Below are 14251 nucleotides of genomic sequence, written 5' to 3' on the forward strand. Positions count from 1 at the left end.
GTCGCGCTACAACCGCACCATCCGCATTCCCATTTCGCCATAGCGCGGCCCGCTTGTACCGCCCATCGGCGCGGCAGCGTCGATCGTGGCGAGGTCGTCGGCGGTGAGCGCCACGTCGGCGGCGGCGACGCTGTCTTCCATCGTGACGCGGCGCTTGGTGCCGGGGATCGGGACGATGTCGTCGCCCTGCGCGAGCAGCCACGCGAGCGCGATCTGTGCGTTCGAGACGCCATGCTTTGCGGCGACCCCGGCGATCGCGTCGACGATCGCGAGATTGGCGGGCAGGTTCTCGTCCGAATAGCGCGGATCGTTGCGGCGCCAGTCATTCTCGGGCAGCTCGTCGCGGCTGCGGATCGTGCCGGCGAGGAAGCCGCGGCCGAGCGGCGAATAGGGGATGAAGCCGATACCGTTGTCGCGGCAGGCGCCGAGGATTTCCTCTTCGACGTCGCGTTCCCAGATCGAATATTCGCTCTGCAGCGCGGTGATCGGAGCCGCCTTGGCGGCCCGGCGGATCGTTTCGGGCCCGGCTTCGGAGAGGGCGATGTGGCGGACCTTGCCCTCCTTCACCAGCTCCATCATCCCGCCCACGGTCTCCTCGATCGGCACCGAGGGATCGACGCGGTGCTGATAGAAAAGGTCGATCGTGTCGATGCCGAGCCGCTGGAGCGAGCCCTCGCACGACCGGCGCGCATTCTCGGGGCTGCCGTCGACGCCGACGATCTGCTTGCCGTCGAACTTGAAACCGAATTTGGTGGCTATGACGAGGCCGTCGCGCTTGCCCCTGATCGCCTCGCCGAGCAGCTCCTCGTTGGTGAAGGGGCCATAGATTTGCGCGGTGTCGAAGAAGGTGACGCCAAGGTCGATCGCACGGTGGATCGTGCGCGTCGATTCGTCCAAGTCGGCGGCCTCGCCATAGAGGATGTTGCCGCCCTTGATCATCGGCATGCAGCCGATGCCGATCGCGGAAACTTCGAGGCCTTGGCCGAGGGTGCGATATTTCATGAAACGACTCCTGCGGGGGATGCATCCTCTTCTACACCATCGGCGGCATATTTGGTTGCGGCGACATCGGCGACGACATTGCCGAGGGTACGGAAGATGTCAGGGAAGGTTTCGACCGCGACGAGCAGGCCGAGCGGCGCGACCGGAACCCCCATCGCGATCGCGATCGGCGCGATCGAGGTGACGAAGCTGATCGAACCGGGAAGGCTGACCGACGAGAGCGCCGCGGCGAGCGCGACGGCGAGGCCGACCGCCATCTCCCACGGGGTCAGCTCGATGTTGAACAACCAGGCGACATAGATGACGACCGCGAGGTTCATCGCCGGGCTGGTGAAGCGGAACAGCGCCACCGCGAGCGGCAGGACAATGTCGGCTTTCTTGGGATCGACATCGAGCTCGGCCGAGGCACGGAGCATTGCGGGCAGGCTGGCGAGCGAGCTTTGCGTGCTGAGCGCGACCGCGAAGGTCGGGACCATCGCGCGGACGAAGCGCGGCAAGGAGACGCCGACCACGAAGACCGCGAGCAGCAGGGCGAGGATGATCGTGCCGGTTCCGATCATCGAAAGCATCAGCACATAGTGGAGCAGGCCGCCGAACGCTGCGACCCCGGCCTTGACCGCGAGCGCATAGCCGAGCGCGAAGACGCCGATCGGCGCAAGCGCGAGCACCCAGCCGATGACGACGAGCATCGCGTCGCCGAGGGCCTTGAAGAAGCCCGACAGGGTTGCGCGCTCCGCCGTGCCGACGCGCGTGATCGCGAAGGCGAAGATCGTCGTGAAGACGATCAGCGGCAGGATCGAGGTTTCGGCGGCGGCGGCGATCGGGTTGGTGGGGATCAGGCCGAGGATGAAGTCGGCGAAGGTCGGCGATGCGGCGGTTTCGGTGTGGCCGCCGAGTCCGTGGCGCAGCCCCTCGGCGGCGGCGGCCGACATCGGAAAGGCGCGGAGCAGGAGCGGCAGCAGGAGCAGGGTCATCAGCCCCGCGATCAGGTTGCCGGCAATGAAGATCGCGACGGCGCGGCCCGCGAGCTTGCCCGCGCGCGCCGCATCGGCGGTCGCGGTAATTCCGGTGATGAGGAGCGCGACGATCAGCGGGATGATCGTCATCTTCAGCGCGTTGAGCCAGAGCAGCCCGGCGGTCTCGACATAGGGGAGGCTGGCGGTTCCGGCGGCGGGAGACAGGCTTTCGACCGCGACCCCCAGCAACATGCCGACGACGAGCGCCGAAAGGATGATCCATGCCGATTTCAAGTTCGATTCTCCCGGTGCCGGTCCCGGCCAGCTTGCCAAGCCAAAATGGGTGACCTAGGGCCGTCCGGTATTACGGGTGGGCTCTTGTCCTGCCCACCGGATTAGGTAGCAGAGGTGCCATGCGCAAGTTTTTCGGAACCGACGGGATTCGCGGGCTGACCAACCGGGCTCCGATGACCGCGGAAACCGCGATGCGTGTCGGAATGGCGGCGGGCGCACACTTCCTGCGCGGCGACCACAAGCATCGCGTCGTGATCGGCAAGGACACGCGTCTGTCGGGCTATATGCTCGAGAACGCGCTCGTCGCGGGGTTCACCAGCGTCGGCATGGACGTGGTGCAGGTCGGGCCGATGCCGACCCCGGCGGTCGCGATGCTGACGCGGTCGATGCGCGCCGATCTGGGCGTGATGATTTCGGCGAGTCATAATCCGTTTCTCGACAACGGCATCAAGCTGTTCGGCCCCGACGGTTACAAGCTGTCGGACGAGGACGAGATGCAGATCGAGTTCCTGCTGACGCAGGAAGCGCGCCTTGCCGACCCGTCGCATATCGGGCGCGCCAAGCGCATCGACGACGCGCGCGGCCGCTATATCCACGCGGTGAAGCAGAGCTTGCCCGAATCGGTTCGGCTCGACGGGCTGAAGATGGTGCTCGATTGCGCGAACGGCGCCGCGTACAACAGCGCGCCGACGGTGTTCTGGGAGCTGGGCGCCGACGTCGTCGCGATCGGGGTCGAGCCCAATGGCACCAACATCAACGCGAATTGCGGATCGACGTCGCCCGGCCTGTTGCAAGAAACCGTCGTCGCGAGCGGCGCCGACATCGGCGTCGCGCTCGACGGCGATGCCGACCGCTTGATCATCGTCGACGAGAAGGGCGCGATCGTCGACGGCGACCAGATCATGGCGCTGATCGGCGCGAGCTGGGCGCGGCAAGGTCGGCTGAAGGGCGGCGGCGTCGTCGCGACGGTGATGTCGAACCTGGGGCTCGAGCGCTTCCTTCAGGGCGAAGGACTGACCCTCGAACGGACGAAGGTCGGCGACCGTTATGTCCTCGAGCGGATGAAGAGCGGTGGCTTCAATGTCGGCGGCGAGCAGTCGGGGCATATGATCCTGTCGGACCATGCGACGACCGGCGACGGGACGCTGGCGGCGCTGCAGGTGCTGGCCGAGCTGGTCGGGGCGGGGAAGCCGGCGAGCGAATTGCTGCACCAGTTCGATCCGGTGCCGCAGCTTTTGAAGAATGTCCGCTTCGCGGGCGGCAAGCCGCTGGATAATGCACAGGTGCAGGCGGCGATCGCCGAGGGCGAGGCGGCGCTGAACGGACGCGGACGCCTCGTCATCCGCGCGTCGGGAACCGAACCGGTGATCCGTGTGATGGCCGAGGGCGACGACGCCGGCCAGGTTGAGCGGGTCGTCGATTTGATCTGCGACGCGGTGCGCGTGGCGGCCGCCTGATGAGTCATCCCGTCCGTACGGACGGAACTGGAAGGAAAATACCATGCTTGAAATGCGACCCGATTGCGAACGCTGCGGCCGCGACCTGCCCGCCGATATCCACGGCGCATTCATCTGCTCGTTCGAATGCACCTTCTGCGCCGATTGTGCCGACAAGCTCGACGAGCGATGCCCCAATTGTGGCGGCGATTTGCTCGACCGGCCGCTGCGCGAAGGCGCGGCGCTCGCGAAATTCCCCGCCTCGACGGAGCGGAAGTTCAAGGGGTGACAATTCCCCATATTCGTCATGCCGGACCTGATCCGGCATCCTCCACAGGCCTGTCGTCATGGGCCCCGGATCAAGTCCGGGGTGACGATGATTTTGGGGGCATGTTGTGACCGCACGCGTTCTGATCATCGCCGGTTCCGACAGCGGGGGCGGTGCGGGAATCCAGGCCGACATCAAGGCGGTGACGATGCTGGGCGGTCACGCGATGACCGCGATCACGGCGATCACCGCGCAGAATACGCTGGGCGTGCAGGGCGTCCACCCGATCCCGACCGAGATGGTGCTCGCGCAGATCGACAGCGTCGTTGCCGATATCGGCGTCGATGCGGTGAAGATCGGCATGATCGGCAGCGCCGAAACGGCTGCCGCGGTCGCCGAGCGTTTGACGCGGCCCGACCTTGCGCACGCGGCGGTCGTCTTCGATCCGGTGATGGTGGCGACAAGCGGATCGGCGCTCGCCGATGACGCGACGATCGCGGCGTTCAAGGCTTTGCTCGACCGCGCGATGGTCGCGACGCCGAACCTGCCCGAACTCGCAGCACTCGGCGGCGAGGAGGCGGTGCTGGCGCATGGCTGCTCGCTGCTGATCAAGGGCGGGCACGGCGAGGGAGAGACGGTGATCGACCGCCTGCTCGAAACCGGCGAGGGCGAGGTTGCGCGCTGGGAGGCGCCGCGCATCGACACGACAAGCACGCACGGCACGGGCTGTACGCTGGCCAGCGCGATCGCGACGGGACTTGCGCAGGGTATGCCGCTCGAACCCGCGGTTGCGCGGGCGCGCGATTTCGTGCGGCTCGCGCTGATGGGCGCGCCGGGGCTGGGGAGCGGGCATGGCCCGATGGGGCAGCAGTTCGTGCGCAACGACGGGCTGTTCACCGGCCCGGCGCTCAACCAGATCACCTTGCCCGCGAACGACTATGCGGTGTCGGTCGCCTTCTACAAACAGATGGGGCTCACGCAGATCGTCGATAGCCCCGGCAATGGGTACGCGCGCTTCGAGGCGGCGAACGGCGTTACGCTGTCGATCCATGTCGGCGACGGCGCGGCGGGCGGGGCGACGACCTATCTGGAGAGCGGTGCGCTCGATGCGTGGGTTGCCTATCTGGCGCGGCGCGGGGTGCAGTTCGAGCAGATGCCGAAGGACGAGGAATGGGGCTGGCGCGAGGCGCGGCTGAGCGATCCGGCGGGGAACCGCCTCTGCCTCTATCAGGCGGGCGAGTATCGGAGATATCCGCCGTGGCGCATTTGATCCCCCCTCCCGCAGGCGGGAGGGGTTGGGGGTGGGCTCGAGCGAAGCGAGGTCCTGCCGCCGGCTTTGCCCACCCCGCTGCGACTAGCGAACAGGTTCGCAAGTCTCGCTGCCCCTCCCGCTTGCGGGAGGGGGAGTCGTGATCGTCGGCGTCGACGAAGCCGGGCGCGGGCCGCTCGCGGGGCCGGTGGTCGCAGCCGCCGTCCTGCTCTGCGAAGGCGGGATTGCCGGGCTTGATGACAGCAAGAAGCTGACCGCGAAACGCCGCGCCGAACTCGAAGTCGAGATCAAGGCGCGCTGCCGCTGGGGGATCGGCGAGGCGAGCGTCGCCGAGATCGACAGCATCAACATATTGCAGGCGACCTTCGTGGCGATGACGCGCGCGGTCGAGGCGCTGGGATTCGAGCCGGGCGAGGTGCTGGTCGACGGCAACCGGCTACCCAGATGGCGCTACAGGGCGCGGGCGATCGTCGGCGGCGATGCGTCGCACCCGTGCATATCGGCGGCGAGCATATTGGCGAAGGAGCATCGCGACCGGTTCATGGTCGCGGCGGCGCGCGACCATCCGGGCTTTGGCTGGGAGACCAATATGGGCTATGGCACGGCGAAGCATCTCGCGGCGCTGCGCAAGCACGGACCGACGCCGCATCACCGGGCCAGTTTCGCGCCGGTTGCGCAACTGACCCTGATCTGACGGCGGGAGAAAGACATGCGCAGCGGGTTTACGGCCGACGATGTTGCGCAGCAAAGCGGACGCCGCTTCCTGATCACGGGCGCCAATGCCGGGCTCGGCCTAGAGACCGCGAAGGTTCTGGCGGCGCGCGGCGCGCATGTCATCCTCGCCTGCCGCGACGCCGGGCGCGCCGAGGCCGCGATGGACCTGATCCGCGACGAGACGCCGGCCGCCACGCTGAGTTTCCAGCCGCTAGACCTTGCCGATCTGGACCAGGTGAGGGAGGCGGCCGCCGCTGTCGTCGCCGGGCCGCGGATCGACGTGCTGATCAACAACGCCGGGGTGATGATCCCGCCGCGGACGCTGACCAAACAAGGCTATGAGCTGCAATTCGGGGTCAACCACCTCGGCACCTTCGCCTTCACCGGGCTGATCCACGGCCATGTCGATGACCGGATCGTTGTCACCGCCAGCATCGCGCACAAGAACGGGACGATGGATTACAGCGATCTCGATGCGAGCCGCAGCTACCACAATTGGCCGCGCTACCAGATGAGCAAGCTTGCGAACCTGCTCTTCATGTACGAGCTCGACCGGCGGCTCAGCGCAGCGGGCCGCGCGACGCAGGCGATCGGATGCCATCCGGGCGTCGCCATGACCGAGCTGACGCGGCACCTGCCGCTGCCGCTGCGTTATATGACGCCGCTCGCGACGCCCTTTTTCAACAGCGCGGCGCAGGGCGCGTGGCCGACGCTGCAAGCGGCGACCGGCGCGCATGTGCAGGGCGGCGATTATCTGGGGCCGCAGGGGCTGGGCGAGATATCGGGGCGTTCGGGCCCGGCGCGCGCGACGCGCGATGCGCGCGATCCGAAGCTGGCGCGCGATCTGTGGCGCCGTTCGATCGATCTGACCGGGGTCGATCCCGGGATCTGAAAATATTTTTCGCGGGTGAGTCCTCATCGCCACACCACCAGTGGTTGAGTCCGCGCGGCGCGCATGACTCCATATGTCGTGGCAGACTCGTTTCGTTCTCGTGCCGTTAACCATTATGACACCTGGAATCCTTAGAATCCCGAGCTTGACGGCGGACTCCGCCGGACTCATCAGGGGCTTCTTTCGGGTTTGAACAGGGGCGAAACATGGGTGTGATGGAACGGGTCAAGGCCCCGGCGGCGAAGCGTGCGTCGAAATCGGCGCCCAAAATCAGCCACGCCGATTTGCCGCTCGACAGCATCCTTCAGGGCGACTGCGTCGAAATGATGCGCTCGCTCCCTGCAGCGTCGGTCGACATGATCTTTGCCGACCCGCCGTACAATCTCCAGCTCGGCGGCGACCTTCACCGCCCCGACGGCAGCCAGGTCGACGCGGTCAACGACGAATGGGACAAGTTCGACAGCCTCGGCACCTACGACCGTTTCACCCACGCCTGGCTCGCGGAAGCGAAGCGCATCCTGAAACCCGGCGGCAGCATCTGGGTGATCGGCAGCTATCACAATATCTTCCGCGTCGGCGCGGCGCTGCAGGATCAGGGCTACTGGATCCTCAACGACATCGTCTGGCGCAAGGCGAACCCGATGCCCAATTTCAAGGGCACGCGCTTTACCAACGCGCACGAGACTCTGATCTGGGCGTCGATGGGCGAGAAGGCGAAATATACCTTCAACTATCGCGCGATGAAGACGCTGAACGACGAACTCCAGATGCGCAGCGACTGGCTGATCCCGATCTGCGGCGGTCAGGAGCGGCTGAAGAAGGGCGGGCACAAGGTCCACCCGACGCAGAAGCCCGAAGCCTTGCTCTATCGCATCCTGCTGGCCTGTTCGAACCCCGGCGACGTGGTCCTCGATCCCTTCTTCGGCACCGGTACGACCGGCGCGGTCGCGAAGCGTCTCGGTCGGCATTTCATCGGGATCGAGCGCGAGGATGACTATATCGCGGCCGCGCTCGAGCGGATCGAGATGGCGCTGCCGCTCGACGAGAGTGCGGTGAAGACGATGATGGCGCCCAAGGCCGCGACGCGCGTCGCGTTCGGGACGCTCGTCGAATGCGGGATGGTTCCGCCGGGCTCGGTGCTGACCGATGCCAAGCGTCGCTGGAAGGCTGTCGTGCGCGTCGACGGATCGCTCGATTGCGCGGGGCAAAATGCGGGCTCGATCCACAAGGTCGGCGCGGGCGTGCAGGGCGCGCCGAGCTGCAACGGCTGGACCTTCTGGCACGTCGACGACGGCAAGCAGCTCCGTATGATCGACGCAGTGCGGCAGGACTGGCTGCTCGCCAACGAGGCCTGATGTTCCAGCCGCTGACCAAGCCCGATTTCGGCAAGACGTGGGAGGATGCCCGCGTCTATTGCCGCCCGGCCTGTTTCGTCGACAGGCCGCACGAGCTGGACGACGACTGCCTGCGGATCGCCGATACGCTGGCCTGGTTCGCGGCGTGGCACGTCAGCCTGCGCGACACCGACGGGGTCAGGTCGGCGATCGTGCCGGTTCCCGAATTCGATGGCTGGATCGCCGCGATGCCCGATCGTCTCGCCGCAGCGGCGACGGCGCAGCGGTCGGCGGTCGCGCGCCCACGCGGAGTATTGCAACTCGGTGAGCGCACAGTGCGGCTCAATGACCCGCAGGTCATGGGCATCCTCAACGTCACCCCCGACAGCTTTTCGGACGGCGGCAAGCATGTCGACACTGCGGCTGCCAGCGAGGCGGGTTATGCCTTGGCCTCGGCCGGAGCGGCGATCGTCGATGTCGGCGGCGAATCGACCCGCCCCGGCGCGCCGCTGGTATGGGAAGGCGACGAGATCCAGCGCGTCGAGGGCGTCGTTTCGGCGCTCGCGAAGGGCGGCGTCGCGGTTTCGATCGACACGCGCAAGGCGGCGGTGATGGAAGCCGCGCTCGCAGCGGGCGCGACGATCGTGAACGATATTTCGGCGCTGCGCTATGACGAGCGCGCGATGGAGGTGGTCGTGCGCGCAGGCTGTCCGGTGGTGCTGATGCACGCGCCGTCGGCGAAAAGCGATCCGCATGAAGGCGGCACCTATTCGAATATATTGTTCGACGTTTACGATATGCTCGCCGAGCGCATCGCGGCGTGTACCGCGGCGGGGATCGATCCGGCGAAGATCATCGTCGATCCGGGCCTCGGCTTCGGCAAGGGCGTCGCCGACAATCTGGCGCTGGTGAACGGGGTGGCGTTGTTCCACACGCTCGGCTGTCCGATCCTGTTCGGCGCAAGCCGGAAGCGGATGATCGGCGCGCTCGATAACGAGGCGCCGACCGACCAGCGGTTGGGGGGCAGCGTGGCGCTCCATTATCAGGCGGCGACGCAGGGCGCGCAGTTGCTGCGCGTTCACGACGTTGCGGAGACCCGGCAGGCGCTGAGGGTATGGCGCGGCCTGAGGGACGCTGCGCTGACGGCCTAGAGCGAATAGCCGCCATCGGCGGCCAGCACGGCGCCGGTGATACTGGCAGCATCGTCCGACAGCAGGAATGAAATCTGGCGCGCGGTTTCGTCGGCGCTGGCCCAGCGGCCGAGCGGCGTTGCGGCTTTCGCCATCGCATCGATTGCGCCCTCGCGGCTGCCATGTTCGGCGATCATCGCCGGAAAGAAGTCGACATCATCCCAGATCGGCGTGTCGACCCCGCCGGGGGCAATCGCGTTGACGCGTATGGCGTGCGGCGCGCCTTCCTTTGCAGCGATCCGCGCGAGCTGGATGACGCCTGCCTTCGACGCACCATAAGCGCCGACACCAGGTTCGGCCTTGATTCCCGAAATCGAGGCGGTGACGACGATCGCGCCGCCGCGGCCATGCGCGATCATGGCGCGCATCGCGGCGCGCAAGGTCAGCATCGCGCCGTCGAGATTGACCGAGAGCGTGCGGCGCCAGTCGGTGAAATCCATGTCGGCGATCTGTCCCGCGGTGGCAATGCCGGCGTTGACGACGGCGACGTCGGTGTCGACAAGCTCGCTCGCAAGGGCGTCCCACATTTCAGGGCTGGCGACGTCGCGGCCTTGCGACAGATCGACGCCGATGATGCGCGCGCCCTCGGCTTGCAGCAACGCGGCGGTTGCCGCCCCGATGCCCGATGCGCTGCCGGTGATGAGCGCGGTTCGTCCGGAAAATCGCTTGTCCATTCGCTTGACCCTAATCGGGCCGGCCGAGACCGTCGATGCCAAAAATCAGGCGGCGGTATCGATCCCCAAATCGCTCAATTTGCGATAGAGCGTCGAGCGGCCGATCCCCAGGCGCCGCGCAACCTCGCTCATGCGGCCGCGGTAGTGGCCGATCGCGAGGCGGATGACGTCGGCCTCGATCTCCTCGAGCGGACGGAGGTTGCCGTCGGGCAGGTAGAGCGTGACCCCGATCGCTTCGCCGTTGATCGCGACATCGCCTTCGCCGCCGGGCGTGCCGCCGCCGAGCGCCGCCTCGATCGCCTTGAAATCGGCGCCGGTCAGGACGTCGGTCTTGCTCGACGTCGCGGCGCGGAACAACACGTCCTGAAGCTGGCGGACATTGCCCGGCCAGGCATAGGCGGCGAGCAGGCGCAGCGCGTCGTCGGTGATCCCGATCTGACCCATGCCGGGCAGGCCGCCGATGCGCGCGAGCAGGTGGCGCGCGAGCGGGCCGACGTCGCCGCGGCGTTCGGAGAGCGAGGGCAGGGTAAATTGCGCGGTCGAGAGCGCGTAATAGAGATCCTCGCGGAAGTGCCCGGCCTCGATCAGCTTGTCGAGCGGGCTCGCGGTCGTCGCGATGATGCGGACGTCGACGCTCTGGCGGATCGAGCCGCCGATCATCTGGACTTCGCCGGAGTTTATGAACTCCACGAGCTTGGCCTGCGTTTCCAGCGGGATACATTCGACATGGTCGATGATGATGCTGCCACCGTCGGCCTGGACAAGACGGCCGATCTGGCGGTCGAAAGCGCCGGGAAAGGCGCCGCGTTCGTGGCCGAACAGGCCCGAGCCGATCAGGCCCGGCGATACCGCCGAGCAATCGACCATCACGAGCTGGCCGCGCGCGCGCGGCGATGCGCTGTGGATCGCGCGGGCGAAGACCTCCTTGCCGGTGCCGGGCTTGCCGTTGATCATCACCGGAACGCGTGCACGCGCAGCCTTCGCGGCGATCGCGAGTGCGCTGCGGAAATTGGGACTCGACCCGATGATCTCCTCGAACGCCAGCGGCGCGCGGAGCTTTTCGGTGAGCGGGCGGAGTTCGCCCTGCGGTCCGTTCGGCGAGACGATGCGGTCGAGCGCGCCGAGCAGGCGGTCGGGGGCGATCGGCTTTTGCACGAAATCGCTCGCGCCGGCGCGCATCGACGACACGGCGACCTCGACGCTGTTACGCAATGTGATGACGATGAGGGGCAGGGCAGGACGCCAGCGTCGCAGTTCGGCGACGAATTCGCCGATTTCCATGCCCGGCGTGCCCTGGTCGACGAGGACGGCGTCGAGCGCCATGCCCTCCTGCGTGCCCAGCTTCGCAAGCGCGGTGTCGGTGTCGCCGGCGACGATGCTGCGCCAGCCGCCGCGCGACAGCAGCGCCGACAGGAACCGCTGCTGTGCGGGTTCGCTATCGACGATCATCACTGTTCGCGTGTCGCGCTGGCTGGCCATAATCCCCGTTCTGCCCCTATGTTCGGATGCCTGATGCCGTGCCATCCGTTCAAGCGCTGTGATCTACGGCATAGGGGTAAAGGGGCCATTAAGGCCGTTCGGCTTTCGCCACGATGAAGGGCTTTTTCCCGCCAGCGCCCCTTGAGCATCGCGAAAGGCGTGGCTAAGACCGGCGCGACGCTCGATTCTGGGGCGCGCCACCCGCGCATCCGAAGTAATTTTGGCGAAGCGATTTTGGGCGCGCGGGCGCGCCTTTCGGCGAACAGGCAAAGGGGACAGGGCATGGCGGAACAGGAAATGAAAGCGGCGAACGAAACCTATGCGGGTTTCCTCAGCATGCTGAAAATCGGCACGATCATCACGGTGGTCGTCGCGGCCTTCGTCGTCCTCATCATCTCCTGACCGGCCCTTTGCCATGCGCATCGCCGTCCTGAAGGAACTCGCCCCCGGCGAGACCCGCGTCGCCGCGACCCCCGAAACCGTGAAGAAATTCATCGGGCTGGGCGCTGAATTGGCCGTCGAGACGGGAGCGGGGGAGGCGGCATCGATCGCCGACGCCGACTATACCGCTGCCGGCGCCAGCGTCGGCAGCCGTGCCGAGGTGCTGAAGGGTGCGAACATCATCCTCGGCATCCAGGGGCCGGACCCCAAAGACCTCAAGGGCTTTACCGAAGGCGCCTGGCTCGCCGCGGGGCTCAACCCGTTCGGCGAGCGCGCGCGCGTCGACGAATATGCGAAGCTCGGGATCGAAGCGCTCGCGATGGAATTCATGCCGCGCATCACGCGCGCCCAGTCGATGGATATCCTGTCGAGCCAGGCGAACCTCGCGGGGTACAAGGCGGTGCTGATGGCGGCGAATGCCTATGGCCGCGCCTTCCCGATGATGATGACCGCCGCGGGCACCGTCAGCGCCGCCAAGGCGTTCGTGATGGGCGTCGGCGTCGCGGGGCTGCAGGCGATCGCGACCGCACGGCGTCTGGGGGCGCAGGTCAGCGCGACCGACGTGCGCTCGGCGACCAAGGAACAGATATTGTCGCTCGGCGCGAAGCCGATCTTCGTCGAAAGCGTCGCCGGGATCGAGGGCGAGGGCGCGGGCGGCTATGCCACCGAAATGTCGGAAGAATACAGACAAGCGCAGGCCGAACTGGTGTCGTCGCACATCGCGAAGCAGGACATCGTCATCACCACCGCGCTGATCCCCGGCCGCCCCGCGCCGCGGCTTATTTCGGACGCGCAGCTTGCGACGATGCGGACGGGCAGCGTGATCGTCGACATGGCGGCCGAAAGCGGTGGCAATGTCGAGGGTGCGGTCGCCGGTGAGGCGAAGCGCATCCACGGCGTTACCGTGATCGGCGCGAAGAATATCGCGGCGCTGATGCCTGCCGATACCAGCGCGCTGTTCAGCCGCAACCTGTTCAACTTCCTGTCGGCTTTTTGGGACAAGGAAGCCGGCAAGCCGGTGCTCGACGAGGAAATCGGCAATGCCGTGCGCCTGACGCAGGGCGGCAAGGTCGTGAACGAGCGGTTGCTGGCATAAGCAATTCCGCGCTGTCTTTCTTCTGAAACTTTCGCGCCGCAGGGCGCGTTTCGCTGCGAGTGGCCGCGGATTCTTCGAATCCGCGGCATTTCGCCTTTGGTTTCAAGGAGAATGACGAGATGACGAAACATATGCTGCTTGCGGCCGTAGTGGGTGCCGGTCTGGCGCTCGCCGGGTGCAACAAGGCCGCCGAGGCGCCCAAGGCCGAGACCGACGCCGCCGCGACCGGCGATGTCGCCACCGCGAGTGGCAACCCGACCGTCGGCGGCGCCGAGATGTTGCCGACCCGGAACATCGTCGAAAATGCCTCGGCCTCGCCGATCCACAAGCAGCTTGTCGCGGCGGTCAAGCAGGCGGGTCTCGTCGAGACACTGTCGGGTCCCGGCCCCTTCACCGTCTTTGCGCCGACCGATGAAGGTTTTGCGCAGATTCCCGCAGTGACGCGCGACGGCTGGATGCGCCCCGCGCAAAAGGATGTGCTCGCGGGCGTGCTCAAATATCATGTCGTGCCAGGCAAGCTGACGATCGCCGATATCGAGGCGAAAATCGCGGAGGGCAAGGGCAGCGCGACGCTCGAGACCGCCGACGGGCAGGATCTGACCGCGACCAAGAGCGACGGCGCGATCCTGCTGACCAGCGCAAGCGGCAACAAGGCGCTGGTGACGCAGGGCGACGTCGCCCAGTCGAACGGCGTGATTCACGTCGTCGACGCGGTGCTGCTGCCCAAGATGTAGCTTGTCCCGCGCAATTTAATTACGCCCCGGGCGCGCCTTTCCTCCGATCGCGAAGGGTGCGCCCGTTTTTTTGACAGCTTTGGAGTCGACACGCCCCCTCGCGCACGGCAAGAGGTGCGCCAAGCGGAATCAGCAGGGGAGCCGGCCGTGGACTTTATCTCGATTTTCTCGATTTTCCTTCTGGCCTGTTTCGTGGGCTATTTTGTCGTCTGGTCGGTGACGCCCGCGCTGCACACGCCGCTGATGAGCGTCACCAACGCGATTTCCTCTGTCATAATCGTCGGTGCGCTGATCGCCAGCGCGGCCGCCGGATCGCCGCTGTCGAAATGGCTTGGCCTTGCCGCCGTGGTGATGGCGAGCATCAACATTTTCGGCGGCTTCGCGGTCACCGAGCGGATGCTCGCGATGTACAAGAAGAAAGAGCGCTGAGGCGCGGCAATCCTTGGATTTGACGGGCCGGGGACGGACGGC

At 66.6% G+C, this 14251-nt stretch carries 15 protein-coding genes; 11 read left to right on the plus strand and 4 right to left on the minus strand.

The window, feature by feature from the left end; all coding sequences use genetic code 11:
• Positions 1-6: 6 nt before the first annotated feature.
• Positions 7-1002 (minus strand): aldo/keto reductase, encoded by a 996-nt coding sequence (locus tag QOL79_RS08115; protein WP_283419263.1) that lies wholly within the window; start codon positions 1000-1002, stop codon positions 7-9.
• Entirely contained in the window at positions 999-2252 is a 1254-nt protein-coding gene (locus QOL79_RS08120; protein ID WP_082657724.1) for a dicarboxylate/amino acid:cation symporter, read from the minus strand. Before QOL79_RS08120 ends, QOL79_RS08115 begins: the two co-directional genes overlap by 4 nt.
• 119 nt (positions 2253-2371) lie before the next feature.
• Here QOL79_RS08120 and glmM point away from each other — a divergent pair, with 119 nt between their 5' ends.
• The 7 genes from glmM (at position 2372) to folP (ending at position 9317) form a co-directional block, all read left to right on the plus strand.
• Positions 2372-3709 (plus strand): phosphoglucosamine mutase, encoded by a 1338-nt coding sequence (gene glmM / locus QOL79_RS08125; RefSeq protein WP_282949600.1) that lies wholly within the window; start codon positions 2372-2374, stop codon positions 3707-3709.
• A gap of 43 nt (positions 3710-3752) precedes the next feature.
• Positions 3753-3977 carry a DUF1272 domain-containing protein gene (locus QOL79_RS08130; RefSeq protein ID WP_204992654.1) on the plus strand — a complete coding sequence of 75 codons (225 nt, stop codon included), beginning with the start codon at positions 3753-3755 and terminating at the stop codon, positions 3975-3977.
• A 106-nt stretch (positions 3978-4083) separates the two neighbouring features.
• On the plus strand, positions 4084-5226 hold the full coding sequence (gene thiD, locus QOL79_RS08135; protein WP_283419264.1) for a bifunctional hydroxymethylpyrimidine kinase/phosphomethylpyrimidine kinase: 1143 nt from the start codon (positions 4084-4086) through the stop codon (positions 5224-5226).
• Between the two features lie 139 nt (positions 5227-5365).
• Positions 5366-5920 carry a ribonuclease HII gene (gene rnhB, locus QOL79_RS08140; RefSeq protein ID WP_283419265.1) on the plus strand — a complete coding sequence of 185 codons (555 nt, stop codon included), beginning with the start codon at positions 5366-5368 and terminating at the stop codon, positions 5918-5920.
• A 15-nt stretch (positions 5921-5935) separates the two neighbouring features.
• The gene (locus QOL79_RS08145; protein ID WP_283419266.1) at positions 5936-6832 is read left to right on the plus strand and encodes an oxidoreductase; all 897 of its coding nucleotides are present in this window, start codon (positions 5936-5938) and stop codon (positions 6830-6832) included.
• Between the two features lie 206 nt (positions 6833-7038).
• Positions 7039-8187: a site-specific DNA-methyltransferase gene (locus QOL79_RS08150; RefSeq protein ID WP_283419267.1), complete on the plus strand. Its 1149-nt coding sequence runs from the start codon at positions 7039-7041 to the stop codon at positions 8185-8187.
• Entirely contained in the window at positions 8187-9317 is a 1131-nt protein-coding gene (gene folP, locus QOL79_RS08155) for a dihydropteroate synthase (RefSeq protein WP_283419268.1), read from the plus strand. The genes QOL79_RS08150 and folP overlap by 1 nt, the downstream gene beginning before the upstream one ends.
• On the opposite strand, the gene QOL79_RS08160 is transcribed toward folP, so the two are convergent.
• Together QOL79_RS08160 and QOL79_RS08165 are read right to left on the minus strand one after the other, a co-directional pair.
• A complete protein-coding gene (locus tag QOL79_RS08160; protein ID WP_058457194.1) occupies positions 9314-10030 on the minus strand; it encodes an SDR family NAD(P)-dependent oxidoreductase in 717 nt (238 codons plus the stop codon). The genes folP and QOL79_RS08160 overlap by 4 nt on opposite strands.
• 45 nt (positions 10031-10075) lie before the next feature.
• Positions 10076-11509, minus strand: a complete 1434-nt coding sequence (locus tag QOL79_RS08165; protein ID WP_204992660.1) for a sigma-54-dependent transcriptional regulator — start codon at positions 11507-11509, stop codon at positions 10076-10078.
• 282 nt (positions 11510-11791) lie between these two features.
• Between QOL79_RS08165 and QOL79_RS08170 the strand changes: the two genes are divergently transcribed.
• From QOL79_RS08170 to QOL79_RS08185, 4 genes are all read left to right on the plus strand, one after another.
• Positions 11792-11911, plus strand: coding sequence for an aa3-type cytochrome c oxidase subunit IV (locus QOL79_RS08170; RefSeq protein ID WP_058457192.1), 120 nt, complete (start codon positions 11792-11794; stop codon positions 11909-11911).
• Between the two features lie 13 nt (positions 11912-11924).
• Positions 11925-13046: an NAD(P) transhydrogenase subunit alpha gene (locus QOL79_RS08175; RefSeq protein ID WP_283419269.1), complete on the plus strand. Its 1122-nt coding sequence runs from the start codon at positions 11925-11927 to the stop codon at positions 13044-13046.
• Between the two features lie 119 nt (positions 13047-13165).
• Positions 13166-13780 (plus strand): fasciclin domain-containing protein, encoded by a 615-nt coding sequence (locus QOL79_RS08180; protein ID WP_283419270.1) that lies wholly within the window; start codon positions 13166-13168, stop codon positions 13778-13780.
• 147 nt (positions 13781-13927) lie between these two features.
• Positions 13928-14209 (plus strand): proton-translocating transhydrogenase family protein, encoded by a 282-nt coding sequence (locus QOL79_RS08185; RefSeq protein ID WP_058457190.1) that lies wholly within the window; start codon positions 13928-13930, stop codon positions 14207-14209.
• Positions 14210-14251 lie beyond the last annotated feature (42 nt).

The sequence above is a fragment of the Sphingopyxis sp. Geo48 genome, assembly GCF_949769155.1.
GTDB lineage: Bacteria > Pseudomonadota > Alphaproteobacteria > Sphingomonadales > Sphingomonadaceae > Sphingopyxis.

Coding starts and splice junctions, on each gene's coding strand:
- QOL79_RS08115 (WP_283419263.1), bottom strand. CDS start 1,002: ATGAAATATCGCACCCTCGGCCAAGGCCTCGAAGTTTCCGCGATCGGC.
- glmM (WP_282949600.1), top strand. CDS start 2,372: ATGCGCAAGTTTTTCGGAACCGACGGGATTCGCGGGCTGACCAACCGG.
- QOL79_RS08130 (WP_204992654.1), top strand. CDS start 3,753: ATGCTTGAAATGCGACCCGATTGCGAACGCTGCGGCCGCGACCTGCCC.
- QOL79_RS08145 (WP_283419266.1), top strand. CDS start 5,936: ATGCGCAGCGGGTTTACGGCCGACGATGTTGCGCAGCAAAGCGGACGC.
- QOL79_RS08150 (WP_283419267.1), top strand. CDS start 7,039: ATGGGTGTGATGGAACGGGTCAAGGCCCCGGCGGCGAAGCGTGCGTCG.
- folP (WP_283419268.1), top strand. CDS start 8,187: ATGTTCCAGCCGCTGACCAAGCCCGATTTCGGCAAGACGTGGGAGGAT.
- QOL79_RS08160 (WP_058457194.1), bottom strand. CDS start 10,030: ATGGACAAGCGATTTTCCGGACGAACCGCGCTCATCACCGGCAGCGCA.
- QOL79_RS08165 (WP_204992660.1), bottom strand. CDS start 11,509: ATGGCCAGCCAGCGCGACACGCGAACAGTGATGATCGTCGATAGCGAA.
- QOL79_RS08170 (WP_058457192.1), top strand. CDS start 11,792: ATGGCGGAACAGGAAATGAAAGCGGCGAACGAAACCTATGCGGGTTTC.
- QOL79_RS08175 (WP_283419269.1), top strand. CDS start 11,925: ATGCGCATCGCCGTCCTGAAGGAACTCGCCCCCGGCGAGACCCGCGTC.
- QOL79_RS08180 (WP_283419270.1), top strand. CDS start 13,166: ATGACGAAACATATGCTGCTTGCGGCCGTAGTGGGTGCCGGTCTGGCG.